Genomic DNA, 26,783 nt, shown 5'->3' with positions numbered 1-26,783 from the left:
CTCGTTTTCTGCCCCTGAACGGGGTATCATGACCAACCATTTTACTCACAGGCAGTGGTTAGAAGATGCTGAAGATATACAACACACTCACTCGTCAAAAAGAAGAATTCAAACCTATCCACCCGGGCAAGGTGGGCATGTATGTGTGTGGTGTCACCATCTACGATCACTGTCATATCGGCCACGGCCGCACCTTCGTCGCCTTTGATGTGGTCGCTCGCTACCTGCGTTACGCCGGTTATGACCTCACCTACGTGCGCAACATCACCGACGTGGATGACAAGATCATCAAGCGTGCCGCCGAGACCCAAGTGACCTGCGACGAGCTGACCGAGCGTCTGATTGGCGACATGCACGCCGACTTCGACGCCCTCGGCATGGTGCGCCCGGATATCGAACCGCGCGCCACCCAGCACATCGAAGAGATCATCGAGCTGGTGCAATCCCTGCTGGAAAAAGAGCACGCCTACGTGGCGGATAACGGCGATGTGATGTTTATCGTCGAATCCTACGCCGATTACGGCAAGCTCTCCGGGCAGGATCTGGAGCAGCTGCAAGCCGGTGCCCGCGTTGACGTGGTGGATGCCAAGCGCAACCCGCTCGACTTCGTGCTGTGGAAGATGTCCAAACCGGGCGAGCCGACCTGGGAAAGCCCCTGGGGCCCGGGCCGTCCTGGCTGGCACATCGAGTGCTCCGCCATGAACTCCAAGCACCTTGGCAACCACTTCGACATCCACGGCGGCGGCTCCGATCTGCAGTTCCCGCACCACGAGAACGAGATCGCCCAGTCCTGCTGCGCCCACGGTGGCGACTACGTCAACACCTGGATGCACAGCGGCATGGTGATGGTGGATAAAGAGAAGATGTCCAAATCCCTTGGCAACTTCTTCACCATCCGCGACGTGCTGGCTCACTACGACGCCGAAACCGTCCGTTACTTCCTGATGTCTGGCCACTACCGCAGCCAGCTCAACTACTCGGAAGATAACCTCAAGCAAGCCCGCGCCGCGCTGGAGCGCATGTACACCGCCCTGCGCGATCTGCCGGTGGCCGCTGCTGCCGGTGGCGACGAGCAGGTGGCTCGCTTCAAAGAGGCGATGGACGACGACTTCAACACCCCGGAAGCCTACTCCGCCCTGTTCGATCTGGTGCGCGAGATCAACCGCCAGAAGGGTGAAGACATGGCCGTTGCCGCCGCGCTGGGCGCCCGTCTGCGCGAGCTGGGCGCCGTGCTCGGCATCCTGCAGCAAGACCCCGAGGCTTTCCTCAAGGGTGACGAAGCGGACGAAGAGGTTGCCGAGATCGAGCGCCTGATCGCCGAGCGCAATCAGGCCCGTGCCGACAAGAACTGGGCTGCTGCCGATGCCGCCCGCAACCGTCTCACCGAGATGGGTATCGTGCTGGAAGACAGCGCCGGCAAGACCAGCTGGCGCCGTGCCTAAGGGCCGCCGGTTGACGATCTGACGCAGAGCGCAGCCCTTGGGCTGCGCTCTTTTTTTCAGGGCCCGGCGCTTTGTTCAAGGCGCGGCCCATGCAAGCGAACATAAGGAAGATGGCACCATGAAGATATCCAGCTGGCCCGTGCTGGCACTGGCCCTCTCTGCGGCGGCCCTGATCGCCCCGGCCCATGCGGGCACCACCACCAGCGGCAAACTCGATCCGGCCGCCAGTGCCCGCGCCAAGGCTAAAGTGGCGCAGTTTCTCGACTGGGAGCGCCAAGTCAAACCGAGTGGCCTCTATCAGAGCGATCTTGGCGGCGCGCTGCCCACTATCGTCTCCCCCGAGCTGCTCTGCCTGCTCAATGCCGCCTCAAAGGCGCGCGAAATAGCCACCCGCGAGGCCCCCGACGAGAAGCCCCCCTTTGTCGAGGGCAACCCCTTCCTGCCCAACGCCTGGGATAACCTGCTGGGCTCGGAGATCCTCTCCTCGCGCGCCATCGCTGGCAGCCGGGATCGCAGCGAGGTCAAGGTGCGCTTCACCTTTGGCGAGCCGGGCACCCCGCTCGACGCCCCCAGCGGCACCTACCGTTTTGTCAGCACCTATCTGGTACTGGACGGGCCGCAAGGCGCCCGCATCACCGATATCGACGCTGGCGGCAGCTGCGATTTCTGCCAATCCGGCAGCCTGCGCGCCGCCCTCTATGAGACGCTCACCGCTTATCCCGCCGCCGGGGGAGAGCAGTGCAAGGGGTTGGGGAAATAGTTTTTTAGCCTGAGTGAAAAAGTGTTTGGGGAATAGAAATAAAAACCGCAGCTCAAGGCTGCGGTTTTTATTTAGATAGGGGATGAATGTGGTTTTCTTTGTTGATTCCAAAAATATATCAACGTTATAGAAAATATCGTCCCAATAGGAATGCTAAACAGATTTAGTACTATATAAATCCAAAAAATGATTGCCATTCCAAAAGATTGTTGAATCAAGCCAAGATAGGCGCAGTAGTGAAATGCGATAACTAATGCTGCACCAATCAATGATATGGTAATGCCATTTACGCTAAAGCTATCAGAGAAAATGTATCCAAGAGCTGCGGAAACAACCAATCCACATAATGCGGAAATGATAAATAGTATTTTCGCTATCAAAAGATGTTTGCTTGTCATAAAACCTCGATATGTTGCCTGAACTTGTCATTTATGATTGGTGTGCTGTTTTTAGTTTTTAATGAGCTTGTTTTATGTGGTGACTCTATGTTTTTTGCGATCATCTAGCCCTATGATGTAAAACTCAGAACCTGATGATCTAATGGCATTTTCAGCACTAACTAGACCTGTACAGCTTGGCCTTGTTATGCCTTACCTACACCAAACCACGACTTGAGCTTTGAACCCCATTTTTTTTCGTAGAATGGTTTAACTTGATTTTTAAAGTATTGGCTAAGACCAGAATCACTTCCATTGACCTTGTACAGATCAACAGACTCGCCTTCTGGCACGGTATCGCCAGCAACGTTGCCAGCCTCCCTCATTACCTTTTCAATATCACCATCGGCTTCTATACCAACTATTAGATGTGGTTTCTCATCAACAGATGTGTCATGCATAAGTGCCAAATAAGCTTTTTTTACATTGGCATGTTTTGCCAATAGCTGAGTAAGTGAATCAACCATTTTTGATGGGTAATTAGACGGCTGCCCCAGTAGCACCTTAGTTTCTTTTTTCACCACTCTCTGGGATGGCTCCCGACTGATGCCTATAGATAACAAATGTGCTACTTCTTCAGGAACAAATTCTTTTCCATAGTCTGATTTTGGGTTCAGAAATAGCGTAGCTCCTTGTGTCATTTCAAACAAAGAACGTACTGGTAGGGCCAAATATGATTCTTCTCTATCGATAGATTTTTGTAATACTTCTAGCGATGAAAAGAAAGGGATTACAGGTGAGCCATCAGCCTTTTCCCAATGCTGTATTTGAATTTTACTTCCAGCTTCGAGATTCACTTGTCCGTCCGTACCTGGCACTCCAGTTGTACCAAGCAAAAAGACGTGCGAATTTAGTAGGACTTCACAGAATTGTGGTCGATGGGCGGGTTCGTTTGCAGCCAGCCTTAAAATCTCTTCAAGTTTATTTTCTTCGGTTATTTCCACGATTTTTCCTTTAGATATAACAGAGATTAGATAGAAGATGGCCCTAATTCGATAGCAGAGCTTTTCATATAACTCGGTTCTGTCCTGATAGTTGCCACGAAAAAGAATAAAATAAAAATATTACCTGTCTATCTGTGATGCTTGAATGTATTCGTTTGACCTCCTTTTTTACTCCACCATATATCACTGTATAAAAAGCTCAGGAGCCAGTTATGGAGAGTACCGTCAAACCCCGTCTACGTGAACAGGTCAGTATAGTGATGCGTTTGCATCGGGGCCGTAGGCTCGATTAGCGAAGCGTAATCGGACGTTCGAGAAATAAGGTGTTATTACGGTGAAATACTTACTATCGGGCCTTCAATATAAAACCACTGTTCGATAAGCGTGGGTACCGTTCGTCGTTGTATTCACCATGATTTTTTCACTTATGCAACGATGTCGATGACGCCTGTTTCACTCGTGCGACAATCTGCTCTTGCCATAGGGTGGGCGAGGGGGTGGCTCTGAGCTAACAACCCGCCCGATCTTTGCCCCGAATAGGCTGGGGCTGTTAGCGCGGTGCAATGCGCTGCGCTTGGTGCACCCTACGCCTGTTAACTGGCCTCGGGGCGGCGGGTTGGGTGTTGCCCCCTGTTGTTCGCCGGGGTGAGCCCGTTTGTCCCATACCGTAGGGTGCAATGAACGAAGTGAATTGCACCTCTATTCGACGCGGGGTTGCTTGCGGCAACAGGCTTGGCAGATTGCGCCATGGGCTTCACCTGCAAGGGGAGCGGTTAGCACGGACGATTACGCTACGCTAATCGACCCTACCGACCCTGCTGGCGAAGTCATGCCAACGGGGTTGATGATCCCTCACCCTCTCCCGCAGGGGGAGAGGGGACGGTTACCGTGGTGCAATGAGCTGCGCTTATTGCACCCTACGCTTCTCCCGCAAGGGGAGAGGGGACGGTTACCCTGGCGCAGGGACGGGAGACCGGCTGGTCTCCGCGAAAGACGCTACCGCCCCTGACTGTCGCTGCCACATTGCGCCGTTGACCTTGGTTTGGGAAAAGGGGCCAACAGGCGCCGCCAAATATCTTACGGATTCATTGAGCGCTTAACTATGGCGGCCATCACGCAACTATCAGAAACCAGAGGTTTTTTTGCGCTGGCACAAGCTTTTGTTAATTACAGATTGATTAATTGTGGGGTAAGCCTTGTGCGGTTGGTCGCCTTGGGCAATCCGTCGCTATCACCTTGATTCAAAACGGCGATCACAGACTTTTTGCGCCACTTGCCTAAACTGGGTTGGCCGCGGTCGCTGACCGCCGCCTCTGGATCAGCAGACAGGGTATAACTGAGCTGGCTCACCCCTATGTGTCACTGATGGAGGAGTCGGCCATGTCCGCTACCCGTATCTGGATCAAAAACCCCCTTGCCACCTTTACCCCCGAAGCGGTCGATGGCCGCGGCGGGCTGGTGATTGAAAACGGCCTGATAAGCGAGGTGCTGGCGGCAGGCCAGCAGCCTGCCCGACCGTGCGATCAGCTGTTCGATGCCCGCGACCATGTGGTGCTGCCGGGCCTTATCAATACCCACCACCACTTTTACCAGACCCTGACCCGTGCCTGGGGGCCGGTGGTCAATCAGCCGCTCTTCCCCTGGCTCAAGACCCTCTATCCGGTGTGGGCCAGATTGACGCCGGACGCGCTGGCGCTGGCGAGCAAGGTGGCGATGGCGGAGCTGCTGCTCTCGGGCTGCACCACGGCGGCCGATCACCACTACCTCTTCCCGCGCGGGATGGAGGAGTCCATCGATATTCAGGTGGCGGCGGTGCGTGAGCTGGGGATGCGCGCCATGCTGACCCGTGGCTCCATGAGCCTTGGCGAAGATGACGGGGGTTTGCCGCCACGCCACACGGTGCAGGGGCAGCAGCAGATCCTCGATGACAGCCTGCGGCTGGTGCGCCAGTACCACGAGCGCGGCGCCGGGGCGCAGATCCAGATTGCGCTGGCCCCATGCTCCCCCTTCTCGGTGACCGAGGAGATCATGGTGGAGAGCGCCAGACTCGCAGCCGAGCTCGATGTGCGGCTGCACACCCATCTGGCGGAGACGCTGGATGAGGAGGCGTTCTGCCTTGCACGCTTTGGCCTGCGTACCGTCGATTATCTGGAGAAGGTGGGCTGGCTTGGCGATCGCACCTGGCTGGCTCACGGCATCCACTTCAATCCGGACGAGATTGTGCGGCTGGGGGCGGCGGGCACCGGGGTGTGCCACTGTCCGGTCTCCAATATGCGGCTTGCCTCCGGCATCTGCCCGACCCTGGATCTGGAGGCGGCCGGTGCGCCGGTGGGGCTCGGGGTGGATGGCTCGGCCTCCAACGATGCCTCGAACCTGATGCAGGAGGCCCGTCAGGCGCTCTATCTGCAGCGGCTGCGCTACGGCGCCGAGCGGATTACCCCGCGCAAGGTGCTGGAGTGGGCGACCGTAGGCTCGGCCCGGCTGCTCGGGCGCGGCGATCTCGGCGAGCTGCTGCCCGGCAAGCAGGCAGATCTGGCGCTGTTCAAGCTCGACGATCTGCGCTTTAGCGGCAGTCACGATCCCGTCGCGGCGCTGATCTTGTGCGGCGCCGAGCGGGCCGATCGGGTGATGGTGGGCGGCAAGTGGCGGGTGGTCGATGGTGCCATCGAGGGACTGGATATCGAGGGGCTGATTGCCCGTCACAAGGTGGCCGCTGCGGCGCTGGTACGCGGCTAGGGGAGAGCAAACGGCAAAAAGAGAAGGGGCCCGCGGTGGGCCCCTTGTTGTTGGTTGGCGCGGCGGTGCTATTTGGCGGCGGGGGCAGGGAAGTATTTGTTGTGCAGCAGCGGGTATTCACTGCCCGCCAGCACCTGGGTCAAGCCGTTCTGAAACTCCTTGACCAGATCGTCGCTCACCGGATGGCTGAAGGCGTAGCAGAACTGCTCGGAACTCAGCTGCCACTGCTCCTTGAACTTGGCGGGGTCGAGTTTTTGTTCCTGAATTTGCTGCTCCATGGTGGTCTTGTTGGTGGAGACCATATCCACCCGGCCGGAGGTGAGCATCTTGAGCGCCTGGGAGAGGCGGTTGGCGGCGATGATTTTGGTCTCGTCAAAGCCGTTGTTGAGCAGCAGCTGTTCGCCCACATCAGCCCGCACCGCCCCGATATTGAACGCCTTGGCATCGTCGAGCTTGGTGATGTTGAGTTTGTGGTCGGCCAACCCGACCAGCACGATTTCGGCGTAACCGATGGGGCAGGCCCACTTGAACAGGGGGTCGCGCGCCTGGGTGCGGGCGGTGGAGAAGAGCACCGCATTGGGTTTTTGGGTCAGCAGGTAGTAGCCACGGGCCCAGGGCATGATGGTGACGGGCTGCTCCGGGGTGTTGGTCTTCTGCCATACCAGCTTGAGCAGCTCGACCGCAAAGCCGGTCGGATTGCCCGCTTCGTCGGCGTAGTTATAGGGTTTGTAATCTTCGGTCAGGTAGTGAAGCTTGGCCAGCTCGGGGCTGGCGTGGGCGAGGGAACTAACAAGCAGTGCGGCCAATCCAATCCATGGTTTCATTTTTTCCATCCTGCTCAAGGGAATATATATGCTCAATTGTGACCAAGCCGACCGGTTTCGCCAAGGTTGAGCGGTCAGGTTCTTCAATAATAGCGAGGGATGCCGTTGGCATCCCTCGTCTGTTTCTGGTCTTCGCTGCCCGTCAGCGAATGGGCAGGTATTTGGCCTGCAGCTTCAAAAATTCCTGCGAGGCGAGGGCGCGGGTGAGGCCGCTCTGGAACAGCTTGATCTCCTTGTCATCCACCTGACGGCTGAAGGCGTAGCAGAGCTGCTCGGCGCTCAGCACCATGGCGACGTTGAAGTCGTCGCTGTTGAGCTTCATCTCGCGCAGGGCGTCATAACCGGCCAGCTTGCTGGTGGCGAGCAGGTCGGCGCGGCCGGAGGTGAGCATCTTGACAGCCTGATTGAGGCGGTTGGCGGGGATGATGTTGTTGTCATCCATGCCGTTGTTGAGCAGCAGCTGCTCGGCGGCATCGGAGCGCACCGCGCTTATCCGGTACTTGCTCATCTCGTCGACGGAGGTGAGGGTGATGTTTTGCGCCTTGCGCCCCAGCAGAATGTACTCCGAGTAGCCGATGGGGCAGACCCACTTGAAGAGATCTTCCCGCGCCTGGGTGCGGGCGGTGGAGAAGAGCACCACGTTGGGTTTCTGGGTCAGCAGGTAGTAGCCGCGTGCCCACGGCAGGATGCGAATTGGCTGGGGGGCTACCCCGCTGTTTTTCCACACCATCTGCAGCAGTTCAACCGCAAGGCCGGTGGGCTGGCCCTGCTCATCGCTGAAGTTGTAGGGGGGGTACTCTTCGGTGAAATATTCGAGTTTGCCCAGATCGGCCCGGGCCATCGAGGCCCAGGGGAGCAATAGCAGCAAGCAGGTGAGCCAAATCCTCATGGGGAACATCCTCAGCGGTCAACCGTGCTTTGAGTGTGACCATGAACCGCTCAAATAGCCACTTTGCCCCGTTACCAGCGTGACCGGCTTCTCCCAATCGGCTGATAAGCCTCATCGCGCAGCCCCACCAGCAACGTCTTGCCATCAGGCTGCAGACGAAACTCGCCGTAACGGGCACGGCTCAAGGCCTCGCCATCCCCCTCTTCGAAGAAGAAAGCGTCGGGGCCGATCAGCCACTGGCGATCGCTGCGGTGCACCTGCAGTAGCCGCTCATCGCTGGCGAGCTGATCCGGCTTGCCATCGGCAACCCGGCTGGCCACCTGATGGGCATCGAGGCGGATCACCAGGGTGTCGCTCTGCTTGTCGCGGCCATCGCTGCTGGCCAGCTCGCGGGCGATCTCGTAGTTAAGGCGCATGTAATCCCCCTGCATCAGGGAGCGGGGATCGACCGGGGCGAGCCGCAGCAGCACCACCTCGCCACTGCTCATGGCGTGCTCAAAACGCCAGACGGTGAGGTTGATGCCCGCCAGAATGGCAAGGCCAGTGAGCAACAGGCCGAGTTGTCGGATCGCGGGTCTCATGAGTCGCTCCTTGCCGAGAGGGTCTTGAACAGCTGGCGGGCGCCCAGCAACAGGGCGCCCGAGCCCAGCAGCAGCCAGGATTTGGTCATCAGGGTGAGCCCCAGATCGTAGTAATAGAGAGCGCCATAACCAACCAGCAGCAGGGCGGCGAGGGTCATCAGGCCAAGGCTGCCGGCATAGAAGCCGAGGATCAGCACCAGTGCGCCAGCCCCCATCCCCGGAATGACGGCGCTGAGCAGCACCAGCGGCAGACCGTACCAGAGCGGCAGCTTCAGTTTCACCATCACCGCCAGCAGCAGGGCGGCGCAGAGCAGCGGATTGAGCCAGAGCGGCAGGCGCGACAGCCCCAGTTCATCGAGCACGCTGCTGCCACCTTCCCACAGCGGTTGGTGCAGGCGACCCAGTACCAGCAGGGAGAGGGCGAGCCCCAGGGTGATGGCGTGGTAGAGCTGGTGACGGGCGGGGTCGTGATCGGCGCGCAGCCAGCAGAAGGTGATGGCTGCCATCACCAGCGGCAGGGCCAGCAGTTGCAACCCGAGGCAGGCAAGAGCGAGGGTCAGCAGCAGAGCCGCCGCCACGCTGTGAAACAGCCGCACCAGCCAGTGATCGAACAGCACCGCGATGGCGAGCGACAGCAGGCAGAGGCCGAACCAGAGCAGGCTCTGGTGGCTGTCGGCCTGATCCAGCAGGCCGTAGAGCAGCCAGGCATCGGCCGCCAGCGCGAGCGCCAGAACGAACTGATCCCAGAGATCGCCGCTCTGGCTGCGGTTGATGGCGTAAGCCACCCCGAGCAGTACGGCGCCAAGCAGCAGGGCACTGTTGGCCTCGCGGGTCAGCTGCTCGAAGGTCATAAAGAGAAAGAAGAGCAGGAACAGGGCGGCGATCCACCCCACCAACCCGAGCAGAAAACGGCTCGACCAGTGCGGCTGGTTGTTGCGGGGCATCTCCCCTTCCACCAGATTGGCCTGTTGCAGGGTTTGCCAGAGCGTCAGATCACTCATGGGACCTCCGTTGTTGTTGCAGCCAGCGGCTGGCGGCGACCGAGAGGCCGATGGCGATGAGGCTGAGCAGCAGGAAACCGTCCACATCCGGCTTCATCCACTTGCCAAGGGCGGCGAGGATAACGGCAATGAGGCTGAGACACCCCATGGCGAGCCCGGCGATAAATCTGTGATGCCAGAGTGTGTAGGCTGCGGCGAGCCAGCCCAGCCAGAGCGGCCACACCAGTGGGGAGGCGGCATCGAAGAGCGCCAGCAGGGCGAGCAGGGTGGCGCCAAGCCCGGCGGCAAGACCCGCCAGCCAGCCCGGCATCAGGCGCCAGCGGGCAGGGGCGAGCAGCAGCAAGCCCCAGAGGGCGGCGTTGAGCAGGGTCAGACACCAGCCCAGCCCTTCTTCGTCAAAGGTGAAGAAGAAGCTGAAGAGACCGAGCCGCCAGTAGAGCACCAGCGCCAGCTGACCGAGCAGCCAGCCCAGGGTCCAGAGCAGGGGACTTTGGCCAAGGGCGGCCAGCGGCACCAGCATCAGCGCCCAGGTGGCGAACAGCTGCCAGGGATCGGCGCCGGTCTGGTAGGTTTGCCCGACCAGCGCCAGCAAAGCGCCGATATTGAGGGCCACGGCAAAGAGCAGCGCCTGACGCGGCGTATCGCCAAGGGGCTTGCGCCACAGCAGAAGCAGCATGGCGAGCAGCGGCGCCTCCAGCAGGGCGAGGCGGGGCAGTCGTCCCAGCGCCTGCCAGTTGAAGGCGACGAAGAAGATAAGGCCGGTCCCGATGCAGAGGGCGCCGAACCAGAGCAGCAGGCGATCAAACAGCCACTGCCAGCGGGAGCGGGCAGGGGGCAGGTCGGCGAGGGTGAGGGCGGCGGCCAGCTTCTCTGGCGCCAGTCGTCCCTGTTTCACCCATTCGAGTAGCGTCTCTCTTGATACGTTGTGCATGGGGTGCTCCACGAGGTTTGCCCCATTATGACATGGCAGCCCCACTCCCGTGCAGTGGCAGCTTGCGGCTGCGACAACGGCGGTTGCCGGAGTGATGGAGGCGGGAGCCAGAATGCAAAAAGCCCTCCGAAGAGGGCTGTGTAGAACCGGTGACCAGAGTGCCGCTAGACGAAGATAAGGGTGCTGACCCCGAGCCCGACAAACAGCAGGGCACAGGCGATGCGGATCGCCTTGAGTGGCAGCTTGTCCGCCCCCAGTTTGCCGATCAGCACCACAGGGACGTTGGCCAGCATCATGCCGAGGGTGGTACCGGTTACCACCTGAATGAGGGAGTCATATTTGGCGGCCAGCAGCACGGTGGCAATCTGGGTCTTGTCGCCAATCTCGGCAATAAAGAAGAGCACGAAGGTGGCCATGAAGGGGCCGTACTTGTCGAGGGAGCTCTCCTCGTCATCCATTTTGTCCGGCACCAGGATCCAGATCGCCATGGCGATAAAGGCGGCCGCGACCAGATAGGTCATCACCTTGGGGTCGAGCCAGCGACTGATAAACTCGCCAATCCAGGCAGCACCCGCATGGTTGAGCAGGGTCGCGGCCAGCATGCCGGCGATGATGGGCCAGGGTTTGCGAAAACGACAGATGAGCAACAATGCCAGCAGCTGGGTTTTATCGCCGATCTCGGCAATCGCAACGCTGAGGGTTGAAGTTAACAAGGCTTCCATAGATATGACCGGGGGACGGAATTGTTATAAACCAAAGACAAGCCGACGCCATCCGTCCCCGGTATTGGCGCTGGCCCGTCAAAGGTCTTGTCAAATCCACGGATAAACTGGATCACCCTGACCATGGTGAGTTGGCACCAAGTATGTTGATCAGGGTCGCAGGCCGGTGCGGATCCGGTATGCGAGACTACTCCCCCTCGATGGGAGCGGGCATTCTAGGGAAAAACCGCATGGGAGACAAGAGGATCAACCCCCCACCAGCTTGACGATGAAGCCGGCCTTCTCCAGCTCGGCCTTGATCAGCTCCCGTTTGTCCCCCTGGATCTCGATAACACCCTCCTTGAGCCCGCCACCGGTGCCGCACTTTTTCTTGAGCAAGGTGGCGATTGCCTTTTGCTGATCGGTGGGGACGCCGTGAATGGTGATGACCCCGGCGCCCTTGCGCCCCTTGGTCTCGCGGCGCATGCGCACCACGCCGTCGGTGGGGAAGGGGGAGGAGGATTGCGGAGCGTTCTGCTCCTTGATTTGACCGCCATCTGTGCTGTAAACAAGGCGGCTGTTGCTGTCGTGACTCATGAGGTTACTTTACGGGTTAGCTAAGCGGAGTTTGATTTTACTCAAATAAAAGTTGAAGACACAGATTATAATGCCCCAAGTAAAAGCGAATTATTATTGTTTAACTTCAGGAGTCAGTCATGGTACTCACGCAGTTGTCACCGGGACAGAGTGCTCGCATCAAGAATATGAATCAGTTGTCCCGGCCGTTGCGTCGCAAGCTGATGGTGATGGGCTTGTTGCCACAGACTGAAGTCATCTATCTGCGGTCCGCCCCGCTGGGGGACCCGCTCCAGATCCAGTGTCAGGGGATCTGTCTCTCCATGCAAAAGAGTCTGGCCCAGCAAATTGAGGTCGAACCGGTATGAGTTGCTTGTCCACCCGCAAGAGCCCGGTTCAGAAGAAAATAGAGGTAGCGCTGGTATGAATTATTCACTGGTTACGGTCGGCAACCCCAATAGCGGCAAGACCTCCCTGTTCAATGCCCTGACCGGCGCCCGCCAGCAGGTCGGCAACTGGAGCGGGGTTACCGTCGACAAGAAAATGGGCGAATTTTCCGCCGATGGTCACGATTACAAGCTGATGGATTTGCCGGGCATCTATAGCCTTGCCAATCAGGAGGCGAGCCTTGATGAGCAGATCGCCAGCCGCTATGTGCAGGGCCATCAGCCCGACCTGTTGCTCAACGTCATCGACGCCGCCAATCTGGAGCGCTCCCTCTACCTCACGCTGCAACTGCGCGAGCTGGGGCTGCCGATGGTCGTCGTGCTCAACAAGATGGATATCCTCAAAAAACGCCGCGTCACCATCAATGAAGGGTTGCTCAGTCAGGCGCTTGGTTGCCCGGTGGTGGCCCTCTCGGCCCACAATCGCCAGCAGGTTGCAGCCTTCAAGAGCCAGATCCACGGCCTTATCGGCAAGTCCCAGCAGGCACTGATGCTCGATTACGGCACTGATCTTGAGAAAGATCTGGCGGAGCTGGAGACCCTGCTCGCCCCGCACCACCTCACTACCCGTGGCCGCGCCCTGCGTCTGCTGGAGGAGGATGCCGCCATGCAGGAGACCCTGCTGCCCGGTCAGCAGGCTGCCGCGACCAATGTGGTGACCCGCGCCCATCAGGGGCAGGATATCGATCTGCAGCTGGCGGATATCCGCTATGGCCACATCCATCTGTGGGCCAGTCAGGCGTGCCAGCAGAAGGGCAAACTCACCGTGGCCCAGAGCGAGAAGCTCGATCGGGTGCTGCTCAACCGCTGGATCGGCATCCCCTTCTTCCTGTTCGTCATGTACCTGATGTTCATGTTCGCCATCAAGGTGGGCAGCGCCTTTATCGACTTCTTCGACATCATGGGCAACGCCCTGTTTGTGGAAGGCGTGCATCATCTGCTGGGGCTGGTCAACGCGCCCGACTGGCTTGGCGCCATTCTGGCCGATGGCTTCGGGGTCGGTTTGCAGACCGTCGCCACCTTTATCCCGGTGATTGGCTGCCTCTATATGTTCCTCGCGGTGCTGGAGAGCTCCGGCTATCTGGCCCGCGCCGCCTTCGTGGTGGATGCCCTGATGCGCCGTCTCGGCCTGCCGGGCAAGGCGTTCGTCCCCATGCTGATGGGCTTTGGCTGTACCGTGCCCTCGGTGATGGCGACCCGCACCCTCAACTCCGAGCGGGAGCGGTTGATGACCTCGGCCATGGCCCCCTTCATGTCCTGCGGTGCCCGTCTGCCGGTCTACGCCCTGTTTGCGGTGGCCTTCTTCCCCGAGTCTGGCCAGAACCTGGTGTTCGGTCTCTATCTCATCGGCATTCTGGTGGCGGTGCTCACCGGTCTGCTGCTGCGCAGCACCCTGCTGCCGGGCAAGAGCGACTCCATGGTGATGGAGATGCCGGACTACGAGTGGCCGCGTCCGGTCAACGTTGGCATCAAGACCTGGCAGAAGCTCAAATCCTTTGTCTTTGGCGCTGGTAAAACTATCGTGCTGGTGGTCGCCGTGCTGAGCGTGCTCAATTCGCTGGGCACCGATGGCAGCTTCGGCCATCAGGAGCAGGAGAGCTCGGTGCTGAGCAAGATCAGTCAGGCGGTGACCCCTGTGCTGCACCCCATCGGCGTGCGCGATGACAACTGGCAGGCCACGGTCGGCATCGTCACCGGCATCTTCGCCAAAGAGGCGGTAGTCGGTACCCTCAACAGCCTCTACGCCGGTGGTGGCGCAGAGGAAGAGAAGGGCGAGTTCTCCCTTGTCGCCAGCTTCCACGAAGCGGTGGATGCCGTAGCGACCAATCTGGCCGAGATCAACCCGACCGACCCGATGGGCCTTGCGGTTGGCAATCTCGATGACCAGAAGGCGGCTGCCGAGGAGCAGGAGGTGGATGTCTCTACCTACGGCAACATGCAGACCCACTTCGACGGTGCGGCTGGTGCGTTTGCTTACCTCCTGTTCGTGCTGCTCTACATGCCCTGTGCCGCCGCCATGGGTGCCCTGGTGCGCGAAACCGGCCGCCAGTGGGCGCTCTTTACCGCCGCCTGGTGCAACTACATGGCCTTTATGTGCGCCACCGTCTTCTATCAGCTGGCCACCTTCGCCGCTCACCCCGAGCAGAGCCTGTTCTGGGTAGCGAGCTATGGCCTCTCCCTGCTGCTGCTCTGGTGGGCCGGTCGCCGTCACGGTGACATCGTCGCCCGCAAAGTGGTGACATTATGATCCTGCGCGAGCTGGGGGATTACCTCGCCGCGCAGCAGAAGGTGAGCCGGCGCGAGCTGGCTCGCCACTTCCACACCTCGGAAGATGCGGTGGAGGCCATGCTCGGCGTCTGGATGCGCAAGGGGCGGGTCATCAAGCGCGAGAGCCGGGTCTGTGGCGGCAGCTGCTGCGGCAAGAGCGAGGAGGTGATGTTCGAGTGGTGTGCCCCGGGCCAGATTGGCATCAAGGTAAGTTAAACAGCAATCGAATATCATCTGGAAAAACTGAACAATAAAAAACGGCAGACCTTGCATTCAAGCAGGGGCTGCCGTTTTTTGGGGGCACAAACAGGCGGGATCAGGCGCTCTGGCGAGCTTCGCTCAGCAGCGCAAGGGCTGGCTGTTCGTTGCCCGGCATCAGCCGGTAGGCCTTGTGGTGCTTGATGAGGGTGGTTTTCTTGTTGCCCTGACTCAGCAGCAGCCCCTGTTTGCCGGCCGCACTGGCCAGCAGCTGCTCATCACCACGCACATAGAGGGTGAGGGGCTTGATAAGCTCGCCGCCTTCGATATGCCCTGCATATTCGTTGTGGCTTACCACCAGACTGGCCTGACCGCCCGATTGCAGGCGCAGCCTGGCGTTCACTTCGCTCTCGGTCAGTACCAGCCAGTCCGCCTGTTCCAGCTCAGCCAGCATGTTGGCCAGCTTGCTCCCCAGTTGCAGCGGATTTGCCATGGCGCTCTGGTACTGGCTGACGATGCGCTCCAGCAGCCCCTTGAGATCGGCGCCAGCCCCCAGGGTGCGGCCCAGCTGTACCCATCCCTTGAGATCCTCCATCACCAGCCGCGAGAAGCGCTTCTCCTTGAGGGAGTCGGCCATCCAGGTGCAGAGGAAGTGGCTCTCCTGCGCCGGGGTGCGCTTGCCAGCCTTTTGTTCGCCGGTGCGGGCCAGCTCGGCCAGACTCTGGGTGGCCATCTCGAGCAGGGCCTGATTGTAGGTTGATGGGGTCATGGTGCCTCCTCCGGTGGGGCGAGTCGTCATCACAGGGCAAGAGAAAGGCGCCGGTGGCGCCTTCATCTTATCGGTACAGCGAGTGGCTGCTTACTTGGGCTGGCGCGGCTTCTTCGCGGCGGCCAGACGCTTGAGGCGTTGCCCCTGTAGCTTGGCTTCGGCCATCGACTGAGCGGCAGCATTGTCGTCGCGACGGGCACGACCGCCAAAGCGGCGACGCTCTTCGAGCTGCTTGATCAGCATCTCGCGGCTGCTTACCTCGTATCCCGGCACCATGATGCGGCGCAGCTTCTGGCCGATCAGCTTCTCGATCTCGAGCAGGGTGCGCTCCTCCTCACGGCTGACGAAGGAGATGGCCTGACCGCGCTTGCCGGCACGACCGGTACGGCCGATACGATGGACATAATCCTCGGCGAGGAAGGGGAGGTCATAGTTGACCACGTACTCCAGATCCGGGATATCCAGACCGCGGGCGGCCACTTCGGTGGCGACCAGCACCCGAACCTTGCCCTCCATAAAGTCGCGCAGGGCGCGGCGACGGCTGCCCTGAGCCTTGTCACCATGCACCACGGCTGACTTGATGCCGTCGAGGTTGAGCTCTTCGACCAGCTCGTCGCAGCTCTCGCGGGTACTGGCAAAGACCAGCACCTGTTGCCAGTTCTGCTTGCCGATGAGCTCGGAGAGCAGCTCGCGCTTGCGCTTCTGCTCGACCGGATAGACCACCTGGCTGACGGTGTCGGCGGTGGTGTTCTGCTTGTTGACGCTCACCACTTGGGGCTTGTCGAGCATCACGTTGGCGAGCTTCTTCACCCCTTCGGAGAAGGTGGCGGAGAAGAGCAGGTTCTGGCGGCCCTTGTTGGCAGCTTGCAGGATCTGCTGCACATCGGCGCTAAAGCCCATGTCGAGCATGCGATCCGCTTCATCCAGCACCAGACACTCCACGGTGGATAGGCTGAGGTTGCAGGCGGTGAGGTGTTCGACCAGACGGCCCGGAGTGGCCACGATGATGTGAGCGCCCGCTTTGAGCTTCTTGGCCTGCACATCCTGCTTGCCGCCACCCACCAGAGTGATGACGCCAAGATCCAGATAGCGGGCAAACGCCTTGATGTTGTCGGCAATCTGGGCCGCCAACTCGCGGGTCGGGGTGAGGATCAGCACCCGGGTGCTGGAGGGCGCGGCTGCGGCAGGGGTATCGACCAGACGCTGCAGGATGGGCAGGGCGAATGCGGCGGTTTTGCCGGTGCCGGTCTGGGCGCTGGCCAGCACGTCGCGGCCACGGCGAATGGCCGGGATCGCCTGCTGCTGCACAGGGGTCATCTCCTGATAACCGCACTCCGAGACGGCGCGCAAAATCTCGGGGGCAAAATCGAATGCTTCAAATCTCATATCGGTTTCCTGTGATCCAGCTGGATTGTGTTCGGCTTGACAAGCCGGCATGGGCGAACGGTCGCGGATTGCCACTGGTGGCCGACCCTGATACAGCATCAGCGCAGCCTGAAAATGGCGGGCGCGAAGTGTAACAGATAGGCGCAGCAAATTCTGCCTCAATTGGCCAGAGTTTTTTATCGGTTTTTTTAACCGGCGCAAGGTTTTGGTCGCCGCCATTTGACTCCAAAAATGCCAGCCGTAAGGATAGTGGCTATTGATAGTCATGAAAGGAGAGGGTGATGACCGGATGCGAGAGCGGTTTGCCACAGCAGGCGGCGAGGGCTAATACCCCCCTTGAGCGTCTGAAGCAGGCGCTGGAGCAGTTTGGCGAGCAGCACGACCTGGCGCAGACGGATCGCGCCGACAAGATGCTCAACATTACCTGCGATACCGGCGAGCTGCTGGCGGTTCTGGTACAGACCCGCGGGGCGCAGGCGGTGCTGGAGGTCGGCACCTCCAACGGTTACTCCACCCTCTGGCTGGCCGAGGCGGTGGCCCGGCTCGATGGTCATGTCACGACCATCGAACGGGATGAAGCCAAGCGGGCGCTGGCGCAGGCCAATTTCGAGCAAGCCGGTCTTGCTGGGCGGATCACCCAGCTGGCCGGGGAGGCGGGAGCGCTGTTGCCCACCCTGCCATCGGCGGGCTTCCCGCTCATCTTTCTTGATTCCGATCGCCGGCAATACCGGGCGTGGTGGCCGCAGTTACAGCGTCTCTTGCCTCCGCGCGGCTTGCTGGTGGTCGATAATGCCATCTCTCATCGGGAGGAGCTGGCTGAATGGATGGCTGAAGTGGCGCAGGATCCCCGTTTTGTCACCTCGCTGGTGCCGGTGGGCAAGGGGGAGTGGCTGGTGGTGAGAGTGTGAGCAACCTGAACATGAAGAGGGAGGTGGCAGTGATGAAACCGGTGGCAGTGGTGGAAGCCTACTGGCAGGCGATGCAGAGCAATGATTTTGCCAAGGCGGCGCGATGGCTGGGAGATGAGTTTGTCTGTGACTGGCCGCAATCGGGGGAGAGGATCCTCGGGCGCTGCAACTTTGTCGAGATCAATCGCCGTTATCCGGCCGCCGGGCCGTGGAGTTTCACCATAGTCCGCCTGCTGGCACAAGGAGACGAGGTGGTGAGCGAAGTGCAGATCACCGATGGGGTCGTGCATGCCCGGGCCATCACCTTTCATCGGGTCGAGGGCGATCGCATTGTGCAGCAGACCGAATATTGGCCGGAACAGTATGAGGCCCCCGCCTGGCGCCGTCCCTGGGTGAGCAAGCTAACCCGCACGCCAGAACTCGTCTAAAAAGAGCGCCGCCGGTCACTCTGATGGCTGGCGGTGTTTGCCATGTTCAAGCCATCCCACCCTCGTTATCCATTATTTCGCTAAATATCACCATATTTCATGGTTTGGCCATGGGATATGGCGCGATATGTTTTTCCCAAGCCAGCTCGATATTTGCAAGGCATACATCTGAGTTTTTAGATATTTGCATCATCCATGCAAGAGACGGTTTCATTAATACGGTTGTCGTTGGCGACTCATGGGAAATATAACGAGGTAAATAATATGAACAAGTGGCACACTCTCTTTTTACTGGTATCCCTTCCGTTGACCCTGGTGACTTCTGCCGAGGCACAATCCTCCCTTGCGGCGATTCAGCATAGTGGCGTGATAAAGATTGGTACCGAAGGGGCTTATCCTCCTTTCACCTATCACGACAAGAGCGGCAAGCTGGTCGGCTTTGATGTGGAGATTGGCGAGCTGATTGCAAGCGGCCTCGGTGTGAAACCGGAGTTTGTCGAGGGCAAGTGGGATGGCCTCATCGCCGGGGTGGATGCCAAGCGCTACGATCTGGTGCTCAACGAGGTGGCCATCACCCCGGAGCGGCAGAAAAAGTATGATTTTTCAGATCCCTATATCACCTCCAAGGCGGTGGTGGTGGTGCACAGCGACAACCACAGCATCAACAGCTTTGCCGATCTGAAGGGCAAGAAATCATCCCAGTCCCTGACCAGCAACTTTGCCCAGCTGGCCAAAAAGTCGGGGGCCGAGGTGGTCGCCACCGAGGGCTTCAACCAGTCGCTGGCGCTGGTGCTGACCGGGCGGGTGGATGCCACCATCAACGACAGTCTCTCGTTCCTCGACTTCAAGAAACAGAAACCGGATGCCAAATTGAGGGTGGCGGCGACCGAGGCGAAGGGGGATCAATCGGCGGTGCTGCTCGCCAAGGGGCAGCCGGAATTGCTGGCCGCCATCAATCAGGCGCTGCGCACTGCCAAACAGGATGGCAACTATCAGAAAATATCTCATAAATATTTTGGTACTGATGTCTCGCAATAATATTGCCGGAAAATAATAACTAGCGAGGAAATTAACGTGCCAGCCTGGTTGCAGTTAATGATCGACTCTTTTTGGCCCCTGCTTAGCGCGGGGCTTATTTTTACCGTGCCACTGACCCTGATCACTTTTGTCTTGGGAATATTGCTCGGCTTGCTGGTGGCGCTGGCCAGATTATATGGCCCGACACCATTGGTGGCACTGGTTCGTTTTTATGTCTGGCTTATTCGCGGTACGCCGCTGCTGGTGCAGCTATTTCTGATTTTCTATGGCTTGCCGAGTGTCGGTATTGTGCTGGATGCCTTCACCGCCGCAGTGATCGGCTTCACCCTCAACATCGGCGCCTACAGCTCTGAGATCATCCGCGCCACTCTGGCGGCAATCCCGAAAGGGCAGTGGGAGGCGGCCTATTCGATTGGCATGAACTGGCCCCAGGTAATGTGGCGGGTGATCCTGCCGCAGGCGGCGCGTATCGCGGTGCCACCGCTCTCCAACACCTTTATTTCACTGGTCAAGGATACCTCGCTGGCGGCGGCAGTGACCGTGCCCGAGCTGTTTCAGGCGGCCCAGCGGCTCGCCTCTGTCACCTATGAGCCGCTCATTCTCTACAGCGAGACAGCCCTCATCTATCTGATGTTCAGCTCGGTGCTCTCCACCTTGCAAGACCGGCTGGAGCGCAAGTTGACCCACAAAGAGACCCGGGAGGTCGCCCTATGATCCGGTTGCGTGGTATCGAGAAGCAGTTTGGCGGGCAGCAGGTGCTCAAGGGAATTGATCTGGCCATGGTGGCGGGCAGTGTGACCGCCCTGATTGGCCCCTCCGGCAGTGGCAAGAGCACCCTGTTGCGCTGTGTCAATGTGCTGGAGCGGCCAGATGCGGGGCACCTGGTGCTGGGGGGGAGCGAACTCGATTTTTCTCACCATCTGCCTCGCCAGAGCGTGCAGGCATTGCGCCAGCAGACCGGCATGGTGTTCCAGAATTTCCAGCTGTTCCCGCACATGACGGTGCTGGAAAACGTCATTGAGGGATTGGTGACCGTGTTGAAGTGGCCAAGAGCGAAAGCGGAGGTGCGCGGCTTGCAACTGCTCGACAAGGTGGGGCTCAGGCACAAGGCCGAGGCGGTGCCTGCCACCCTCTCCGGTGGCCAGCAGCAGCGGGTTGCCATTGCGAGGGCGCTGGCGCCATCGCCCAAGGTACTGCTCTGTGATGAACCCACCTCGGCGCTGGATCCCGAGCTTGCCCAGGAGGTGGTGACCGTGCTGCGCCAGCTGGCCCGGGAGGGAACCACCATGCTGATTGCTACCCACGATCTGCGGCTGGCCGCCCAGATAGCGCAGCAGGTGATCTTTCTGGAGGCGGGTGAGGTGGTGGAAGCAGGCAGCGCACGCCAGATGTTCACCACCCCCAAGCGGGCGCGTACCTTCGAGTACATCTCCACCCTCACCGAGCGGTTGCCGGAGAGCTGGAGCATCTAGCCGCACCCCGGACGAGGTGGGGGGAGTGATAGGTGGCAAGCTGCCAGCGAGAACTCCGAGCCTTGAATCCCGAGCCTCAAAAGAAGAGCCCCGCACTGGCGGGGCTCTGTTTTGCGTTGACTGAGAAAGTGCAGGTTAGACCGCCAGATAGTCCATGATCCCTTCGGCTGCCTTGCGCCCTTCGTAGATGGCGGTGACCACCAGATCGGAGCCGCGTACCGCATCGCCACCGGCAAACACCTTGGGATTGCTGGTCTGGAAGGCATACTCCGCCTGCTCGCGGGCCTTGATGCGATCCCGATTGTCGAGCTCGATGCCGAACTCCGCCATCCAGGGTTGGGGGTTGGGTTGGAAGCCAAACGCCATCACCACCGCATCGGCGGCCAGCACCTGCTCGGAGCCCTCGATGACCACCGGATTGCGGCGGCCATTGGCATCGGGTTCACCCAGCTCGGTGCTCACTACTTTGATGCCGACGGTGCGACCGCTGGCATCCAGCTCGACCGCTACCGGTTGCAGGTTGAACATGAACTCAACCCCCTCCTCGCGGGCGTTTTTCACCTCCCGCTTGGAGCCCGGCATGTTCTCCTCGTCGCGGCGATAGGCGCAGATCACCTTGGCGGCTCCCTGACGGATGGCGGTACGCACGCAGTCCATGGCGGTATCGCCACCGCCCAGCACCACCACCTGCTTGCCGGCGAAGTCGATATAGTCGGCTTGCGCCTTCTCAAAGCCCAGCAAGCGGTTGGCGTTGGCGATGAGGTAGGGCAGGGCGTCATAGACGCCCGGCGCCTCTTCGTTGGCAAAGCCGCCCTTCATGTACTTGTAGGTGCCGACCCCGAGGAAGACCGCATCGAACTCGCCGAGCAGGTCGGCAAAGGTGATGTCCTTGCCCACTTCGGTCTCGAGACGAAACTCCACGCCCATCCCCTGGAAGATCTCGCGGCGACGCTGCATCACCTCTTTTTCCAGCTTGAAGGAGGGGATACCGAAGGTGAGCAGGCCACCGATCTCCGGATACTGGTCAAACACCACCGGGGTGACGCCATTGCGTGTCAGCACGTCGGCACAGGCGAGACCAGCCGGGCCGGCACCGATGACGGCGACCCGCTTGCCGGTCTTGACCACGTTCGAGAGGTCGGGCTTCCAGCCCATCTCGAACGCCTTGTCGGTGATGTACTTTTCGATATTGCCGATGGTCACCGCACCGAAGCGATCGTTGAGGGTGCAGGAGCCCTCGCAGAGGCGATCCTGCGGGCAGACCCGACCGCACACTTCCGGCAGGCTGTTGGTCTGGTGGGAGAGCTCCACCGCCTCAAGAATGCGCCCCTCTTTGGCCAGTTTCAGCCAGTTGGGGATGTAGTTGTGGACCGGACACTTCCACTCGCAGTAGGGGTTGCCGCACTCGAGGCAGCGATCCGCCTGCATCTGTACCTGCGGCTGATTGAAGGACTCGTAGATCTCCACAAACTGGATTTTGCGGATCTTGAGCGGCTTCTTGGGCGGGTCGACCCGCTGGACATCGATAAACTGAAATACGTTCTGGCTCATAGGGTTCCCTCCTTATTGCGCCTGGATTCTGAGTTCTGCACTGGAACGGCTGGTGTGACCCAGCAGCGATTTCACGTCGCTGGACTTGGGTTTGATCAGCCTGAACTTGGGCACATAAGAGTCGAAGTTGGCCAGGATCTCCTCGGCGCGCGAGCTGCCGGTCTCATTGAGGTGCGCCGTGATGATGCCGCGCAGGTGCTCCTGATGGATGGCGAGATCTGCCACGTCCAGCAGTTCCACCAGCTCGGGGTTGGTGCGCTTGGTGAAGTTACCGCACTCGTCGAGCACGTAGGCAAAGCCGCCGGTCATGCCCGCCGCGAAGTTGACGCCGGTCTGACCGAGCACGGTGACGATGCCGCCGGTCATGTATTCACAACCGTTGTCGCCAATCCCCTCGACCACCGCCAGGGCGCCGGAGTTGCGCACTGCGAAACGCTCGCCGGCAGTGCCCGCGGCGTAGAGCTTGCCGCCGGTGGCGCCGTAGAGGCAGGTGTTGCCGATGATGGCGGCTTCATGGGATTTGAACGCCACGCCGACATGGGGCTTGATCACCAGCTTGCCGCCGGTCATCCCCTTGCCCACGTAGTCGTTGGCATCACCGGTGAGGATCATCTCAAGGCCACCTGCATTCCAGACGCCGAAGCTCTGGCCAGCGGTGCCGTTGAAGTGCACCTTGACCGGATCCGCCGCCATACCTTGGTTGCCGTGCCGCTTGACGATTTCGCCGGAGAGGCGCGCACCCACCGAGCGGTCGGTGTTGCGAATGTCGTAGCGGAACTCGCCACCGCTTGAGGTTTCCACCGCTTCCAGCAGATCTTCCACCATCTTGAGGTTGAGCGGCCCCTTGTCGAAGGTGGGGTTGTGTTGCTGGCTGAACAGGCTGGAGCCTGCCGGAGCAACCGGACGGGCCAGAATGCCGGAGAGATCCAGCTTGGCCTGACGGGCGGTGAGGCCGGGCAGGGCTTCCAGCAGATCGGTGCGGCCAATCAGGTCGGTCAGCTGGGTGACACCGAGCTGGGCCATCAGCTCGCGGGTCTCCTCGGCGATGAACTTGAAGTAGTTCATCACCATCTCCGGCAGGCCGGTGAAGTGCTCGCGACGCAGCTTCTCATCCTGAGTGGCAACGCCGGTGGCGCAGTTGTTCAGGTGGCAGATCCGCAGGTATTTGCAACCGAGCGCCACCATGGGGCCGGTGCCAAAACCGAAGCTCTCGGCGCCGAGGATGGCCGCCTTGATGATGTCGAGACCGGTCTTGAGGCCGCCATCCACCTGCAGCCGCACCTTGTGGCGCAGGCCGTTGGCGACCAGCGCCTGCTGGGTTTCAGCCAGACCCAGCTCCCACGGGGAGCCGGCATATTTGACCGAGGTGAGGGGGCTCGCGCCAGTGCCGCCGTCATAACCGGAGATGGTGATGAAGTCGGCATAGGCCTTGGCCACGCCGCAGGCGATGGTGCCAACGCCGGGTTCGGAGACCAGTTTCACCGACACCAGACAGCTTGGGTTGATCTGCTTGATGTCGAAGATGAGCTGGGCCAGATCCTCGATGGAGTAGATGTCGTGGTGCGGCGGCGGTGAGATCAGGGTCACGCCGGGCACGGAATAGCGCAGCTGGGCGATCTGGGCAGTCACCTTGTCACCGGGCAGCTGGCCCCCTTCGCCGGGCTTGGCCCCCTGAGCCACCTTGATCTGCACTACATCGGCGTTCATCAGGTAGTGGGGGGTGACGCCAAAGCGGCCGGAAGCCACCTGCTTGATGCGGGAGTTCTTCTCGGTACCGAAGCGCTTGGGATCTTCGCCACCTTCGCCGGAGTTGCTCTGACCGCCGAGGCGGTTCATGGCAACAGCCAGTGCCTCGTGGGCCTCAGGGCCGAGGGCGCCGATGGACATGGCGGCGGAGTCGAAGCGGGGGAACAGCTTGTCGGCCGGCTCAACCTGATCCAGTGCGACCGGATTGTCGACCTTCTTCAGGGCCAACAGGTCACGCAAGGTGGAGACAGGGCGTTCGTTGACCAGACGGGCGTACTCCTTGTAATCGGCATAGTTGCCGGAGCGCACCGCGGTTTGCAGGGTCTGCACCACATCCGGGTTGTAGGTGTGGTACTCACCGCCGTGAACGAACTTGAGCAGGCCGCCGTGGGCAAGAGGCTTGCGGGCCAGCCAGGCCTGACGGGCCAGCTTGAGCTGATCCTGCTGGATGTCGGCAAAGTCGGCGCCCTGAATACGGCTCGATACGCCACGGAAACAGGTCTCGACCACGGCTTTGGCCAGACCCACCGCTTCAAACAGCTGGGAGCAGCGGTAGCTGGCGACCGTGCTGATGCCCATCTTGGACATCACCTTGTAGAGCCCCTTGTTGATGCCGTTGCGGTAGTTGACCATCGCCTGGCGCAGGGGCATGGCGAGCACACCCTCTTCAACCTGTTTGGCGAGGGTTTCGTAGGCCAGATAGGGGTAGATGGCTGTTGCGCCAAAGCCGAGCAGCACCGAGAAGTGGTGCGGATCGCGCACGCTCGCGGTCTCCACCAGAATGTTGGCGTCACAGCGCAGGTTGTTGTCCACCAGAGTACGCTGCACCGCACCCACCGCCATGGCGGCCGGGATGGGCAGGGTATCGATGCTGATGTCGCGATCCGACAACACCAGCAGCACGGTACCGCTCCTGGCGGCAGCCTTGGCCTCCTCGCAGATGCGCAGGATGGCGGCCTCCAGCCCCTCTTCGGGCTTGAAGTTGAGGCTGATCACCTTGTGCCGGTAGTACTCCCCCTCCAGTGCCAGCAGTTGGTGGAAGTCGGAGTAGAGCAGGATCGGTGACTGGAACAGCACCCGGTGGGCGTGGCCGAAGGTCTCGTTGAAGACGTTCTGCTCGCGACCGATACAGGTGGCGAGCGACATGACGTGGTTTTCCCGCAGCGGATCGATGGGCGGGTTGGTCACCTGCGCAAACATCTGGCGGAAGTAGTCATAAAGGGTGCGAGCGCTGGAAGAGAGTACCGCCATCGGGGTGTCATCCCCCATGGAGCCCACCGCTTCCTGACCGTTTTCACCGAGAACCCGGATGATCTGGTCCAGCTCCTCGAAGGAGTAGCCAAACAGCTTCTGATAGGTTTTCAGCTGCTCATCGGAGAACTCGCGGCTACCGGTCTGGCTGTCGTCCATCTGCTCGAAGGGGACCAGCCGGCGGCAATGTTTGTCCATCCACTGTTTGTAGGTGTGGCGGCTCTTGAGATCGTCATCGATCTCGAAGCTGGTCCACACCTTGCCGTTGCTGGTGTCGACCACGAACAGCTCGCCCGGGCCGACCCGGCCCTTCTCCAGCACTTCGTCCGGGGTGTAGTCCCAGGTGCCAACTTCGGAGGCCAAGGTTATGAACTTGTCCTTGGTGATGACGTAGCGGGCCGGACGCAGGCCGTTTCTGTCAAGGGCGCAGGTAGCGTAGCGGCCATCGGTCATGACGATACCGGCCGGGCCATCCCACGGCTCCATGTGCATGGAGTTGAAGTCGTAGAAGGCGCGCAGGTCGTCATCCATGTTCGGATGTTTTTGCCATGCAGGCGGGATCAACAGACGCATGGCGCGGAACAGGTCCATGCCACCGGCGAGGAAGAGATCCAGCATGTTGTCGAGGCTGGAGGAGTCCGACCCCGTGGTGTTGACGAAGGGGGCCGCTTCCTGCAGATCGGGAATGAGCGGGGTGGCAAACTTGTAGCTGCGCGCTTTGGCCCACTGGCGGTTGCCGGCGATGGTGTTGATCTCGCCGTTGTGGGCCAGATAGCGGAACGGCTGGGCCAGCGGCCAGCGCGGGCTGGTGTTGGTGGAGAAGCGCTGGTGGAAGACGCAGATGGCTGCCTGCATACGGATGTCGGCGAGATCCAGATAGAAGCGCGGCAAGTCCACCGGCATGCACAGCCCTTTATAGACGGTGACCAGGTTGGAGAGGCTGACCACATAGAAGTAGTCGTCGTTGACGCGCTTTTCGATGCGGCGACGCACGATATAGAGGCGGCGCTCGAGATCCTTGTCGACCCAGCCGGGCGGGGCGTTGACAAAGACCTGTTCAATACTGGGCAGGGAGGCTTTGGCGATAGTACCGAGTACGTTGGTATCGACAGGCACCTTGCGCCAGCCGACCAGACTCAGGGTCTCTTTTTCCAGCTCCTCGTCGATGATGTCGCGAGTTGCCTGGGCCAATACGGGGTCAGGGTTGAGAAACAGCATACCGACCGCATAGTTGCGGCCCAGGTGCCATCCCTTCTCCTCGGCGACAGCTCTGAAGAAGCTGTCCGGTTTTTGCAGCAACAGACCGCAGCCGTCGCCGGTCTTGCCATCGGCGGAGATCCCGCCGCGGTGCTGCATGCGAGCCAATGCTGACATCGCGAGACGGACAAGCTTGTGGCTGGCTTCCCCTTCCATGTGGGCCAACAGGCCGAAGCCACAGTTATCCCTCTCCAGCTTTGGATCATATAGTGACATTGCATATCTCCCTTGCTCGGCCTTGCA

Annotated in this window: 24 protein-coding genes and 1 pseudogene; 11 read left to right on the top strand and 14 right to left on the bottom strand. The window is 60.2% G+C overall.

The annotated features are described in order from the left end of the window. Nucleotides 1-65: 65 nt before the first annotated feature. Together cysS and AACR93_RS05775 are read left to right on the top strand one after the other, a co-directional pair. A complete protein-coding gene (gene cysS / locus AACR93_RS05780; protein ID WP_041208491.1) occupies nt 66-1,442 on the top strand; it encodes a cysteine--tRNA ligase in 1,377 nt (458 codons plus the stop codon). A 118-nt stretch (nt 1,443-1,560) separates the two neighbouring features. Further along, nucleotides 1,561-2,202 carry a hypothetical protein gene (locus AACR93_RS05775; protein ID WP_043849439.1) on the top strand — a complete coding sequence of 214 codons (642 nt, stop codon included), beginning with the start codon at nt 1,561-1,563 and terminating at the stop codon, nt 2,200-2,202. 71 nt (nt 2,203-2,273) lie between these two features. On the opposite strand, the gene AACR93_RS05770 is transcribed toward AACR93_RS05775, so the two are convergent. From AACR93_RS05770 to AACR93_RS05760, 3 genes are all read right to left on the bottom strand, one after another. Beyond that, nucleotides 2,274-2,600 (bottom strand): hypothetical protein, encoded by a 327-nt coding sequence (locus tag AACR93_RS05770; protein ID WP_133164074.1) that lies wholly within the window; start codon nt 2,598-2,600, stop codon nt 2,274-2,276. A 185-nt stretch (nt 2,601-2,785) separates the two neighbouring features. After that, complete coding sequence (gene sseB / locus AACR93_RS05765) at nt 2,786-3,583, bottom strand: enhanced serine sensitivity protein SseB (protein WP_043849438.1); 798 nt, start codon at nt 3,581-3,583, stop codon at nt 2,786-2,788. 1,167 nt (nt 3,584-4,750) lie between these two features. Then, on the bottom strand, nt 4,751-4,933 hold the full coding sequence (locus AACR93_RS05760; RefSeq protein WP_156152841.1) for a hypothetical protein: 183 nt from the start codon (nt 4,931-4,933) through the stop codon (nt 4,751-4,753). Between the two features lie 30 nt (nt 4,934-4,963). On the opposite strand from AACR93_RS05760, the gene AACR93_RS05755 reads away from it, so the two are divergent. Continuing rightward, nucleotides 4,964-6,319, top strand: a complete 1,356-nt coding sequence (locus tag AACR93_RS05755; RefSeq protein WP_043849437.1) for an 8-oxoguanine deaminase — start codon at nt 4,964-4,966, stop codon at nt 6,317-6,319. A gap of 68 nt (nt 6,320-6,387) precedes the next feature. Here AACR93_RS05755 and AACR93_RS05750 read toward each other — a convergent pair whose 3' ends face one another. From AACR93_RS05750 to AACR93_RS05720, 7 genes and pseudogenes are all read right to left on the bottom strand, one after another. Beyond that, nucleotides 6,388-7,143 carry a substrate-binding periplasmic protein gene (locus AACR93_RS05750; protein ID WP_043849436.1) on the bottom strand — a complete coding sequence of 252 codons (756 nt, stop codon included), beginning with the start codon at nt 7,141-7,143 and terminating at the stop codon, nt 6,388-6,390. 142 nt (nt 7,144-7,285) lie between these two features. Next, entirely contained in the window at nt 7,286-8,032 is a 747-nt protein-coding gene (locus tag AACR93_RS05745) for a substrate-binding periplasmic protein (RefSeq protein ID WP_033113705.1), read from the bottom strand. Between the two features lie 71 nt (nt 8,033-8,103). After that, nucleotides 8,104-8,601: a GDYXXLXY domain-containing protein gene (locus AACR93_RS05740; RefSeq protein WP_043849557.1), complete on the bottom strand. Its 498-nt coding sequence runs from the start codon at nt 8,599-8,601 to the stop codon at nt 8,104-8,106. An 8-nt stretch (nt 8,602-8,609) separates the two neighbouring features. Then, nucleotides 8,610-9,614 (bottom strand): DUF4401 domain-containing protein, encoded by a 1,005-nt coding sequence (locus AACR93_RS05735; protein ID WP_043849435.1) that lies wholly within the window; start codon nt 9,612-9,614, stop codon nt 8,610-8,612. A 487-nt stretch (nt 9,615-10,101) separates the two neighbouring features. Then, a pseudogene (locus AACR93_RS23145) lies at nt 10,102-10,545 on the bottom strand (DUF2157 domain-containing protein); the annotation flags it as partial. Between the two features lie 164 nt (nt 10,546-10,709). After that, on the bottom strand, nt 10,710-11,267 hold the full coding sequence (locus AACR93_RS05725; RefSeq protein WP_033113701.1) for a TMEM165/GDT1 family protein: 558 nt from the start codon (nt 11,265-11,267) through the stop codon (nt 10,710-10,712). 246 nt (nt 11,268-11,513) lie between these two features. Next, nucleotides 11,514-11,843, bottom strand: coding sequence for a translation initiation factor (locus tag AACR93_RS05720; protein WP_043849433.1), 330 nt, complete (start codon nt 11,841-11,843; stop codon nt 11,514-11,516). A 119-nt stretch (nt 11,844-11,962) separates the two neighbouring features. On the opposite strand from AACR93_RS05720, the gene AACR93_RS05715 reads away from it, so the two are divergent. The 3 genes from AACR93_RS05715 to AACR93_RS05705 are packed head-to-tail and all read left to right on the top strand — an operon-like array spanning nt 11,963 to nt 14,752. Beyond that, on the top strand, nt 11,963-12,190 hold the full coding sequence (locus AACR93_RS05715; RefSeq protein WP_033113699.1) for a FeoA family protein: 228 nt from the start codon (nt 11,963-11,965) through the stop codon (nt 12,188-12,190). Between the two features lie 55 nt (nt 12,191-12,245). Continuing rightward, a complete protein-coding gene (feoB, locus tag AACR93_RS05710; protein WP_043849432.1) occupies nt 12,246-14,516 on the top strand; it encodes a Fe(2+) transporter permease subunit FeoB in 2,271 nt (756 codons plus the stop codon). Beyond that, complete coding sequence (locus tag AACR93_RS05705; RefSeq protein WP_041208478.1) at nt 14,513-14,752, top strand: FeoC-like transcriptional regulator; 240 nt, start codon at nt 14,513-14,515, stop codon at nt 14,750-14,752. Before feoB ends, AACR93_RS05705 begins: the two co-directional genes overlap by 4 nt. Before the next feature lie 100 nt (nt 14,753-14,852). Here the strand turns inward: AACR93_RS05705 and AACR93_RS05700 are convergent, their stop codons facing one another. Both AACR93_RS05700 and AACR93_RS05695 read right to left on the bottom strand, forming a co-directional pair. Next, entirely contained in the window at nt 14,853-15,503 is a 651-nt protein-coding gene (locus AACR93_RS05700) for a DUF2913 family protein (protein WP_043849431.1), read from the bottom strand. A 90-nt stretch (nt 15,504-15,593) separates the two neighbouring features. After that, nucleotides 15,594-16,889 carry a DEAD/DEAH box helicase gene (locus tag AACR93_RS05695; RefSeq protein ID WP_041208476.1) on the bottom strand — a complete coding sequence of 432 codons (1,296 nt, stop codon included), beginning with the start codon at nt 16,887-16,889 and terminating at the stop codon, nt 15,594-15,596. Between the two features lie 281 nt (nt 16,890-17,170). Between AACR93_RS05695 and AACR93_RS05690 the strand changes: the two genes are divergently transcribed. The 5 genes from AACR93_RS05690 (at nt 17,171) to AACR93_RS05670 (ending at nt 20,735) form a co-directional block, all read left to right on the top strand. Then, a complete protein-coding gene (locus tag AACR93_RS05690; RefSeq protein ID WP_043849430.1) occupies nt 17,171-17,797 on the top strand; it encodes an O-methyltransferase in 627 nt (208 codons plus the stop codon). A gap of 32 nt (nt 17,798-17,829) precedes the next feature. Then, nucleotides 17,830-18,225 carry a nuclear transport factor 2 family protein gene (locus AACR93_RS05685; RefSeq protein ID WP_043849556.1) on the top strand — a complete coding sequence of 132 codons (396 nt, stop codon included), beginning with the start codon at nt 17,830-17,832 and terminating at the stop codon, nt 18,223-18,225. Between the two features lie 264 nt (nt 18,226-18,489). Next, nucleotides 18,490-19,263: an amino acid ABC transporter substrate-binding protein gene (locus AACR93_RS05680; protein ID WP_043849429.1), complete on the top strand. Its 774-nt coding sequence runs from the start codon at nt 18,490-18,492 to the stop codon at nt 19,261-19,263. Between the two features lie 57 nt (nt 19,264-19,320). Further along, a complete protein-coding gene (locus AACR93_RS05675; RefSeq protein WP_269429832.1) occupies nt 19,321-19,977 on the top strand; it encodes an amino acid ABC transporter permease in 657 nt (218 codons plus the stop codon). Further along, the gene (locus AACR93_RS05670) at nt 19,974-20,735 is read left to right on the top strand and encodes an amino acid ABC transporter ATP-binding protein (protein ID WP_043849427.1); all 762 of its coding nucleotides are present in this window, start codon (nt 19,974-19,976) and stop codon (nt 20,733-20,735) included. The genes AACR93_RS05675 and AACR93_RS05670 overlap by 4 nt, the downstream gene beginning before the upstream one ends. A gap of 135 nt (nt 20,736-20,870) precedes the next feature. Here AACR93_RS05670 and AACR93_RS05665 read toward each other — a convergent pair whose 3' ends face one another. After that, a complete protein-coding gene (locus AACR93_RS05665) occupies nt 20,871-22,286 on the bottom strand; it encodes an FAD-dependent oxidoreductase (protein ID WP_043849426.1) in 1,416 nt (471 codons plus the stop codon). 12 nt (nt 22,287-22,298) lie between these two features. After that, a complete protein-coding gene (gltB, locus tag AACR93_RS05660; RefSeq protein WP_043849425.1) occupies nt 22,299-26,756 on the bottom strand; it encodes a glutamate synthase large subunit in 4,458 nt (1,485 codons plus the stop codon). Between the last annotated feature and the right edge of the window lie 27 nt (nt 26,757-26,783).

The sequence above is a fragment of the Aeromonas sp. L_1B5_3 genome, assembly GCF_963866575.1.
GTDB classification, from domain to species: domain Bacteria; phylum Pseudomonadota; class Gammaproteobacteria; order Enterobacterales; family Aeromonadaceae; genus Aeromonas; species Aeromonas jandaei.
This window is presented reverse-complemented; position numbering and strand designations above follow the sequence as displayed.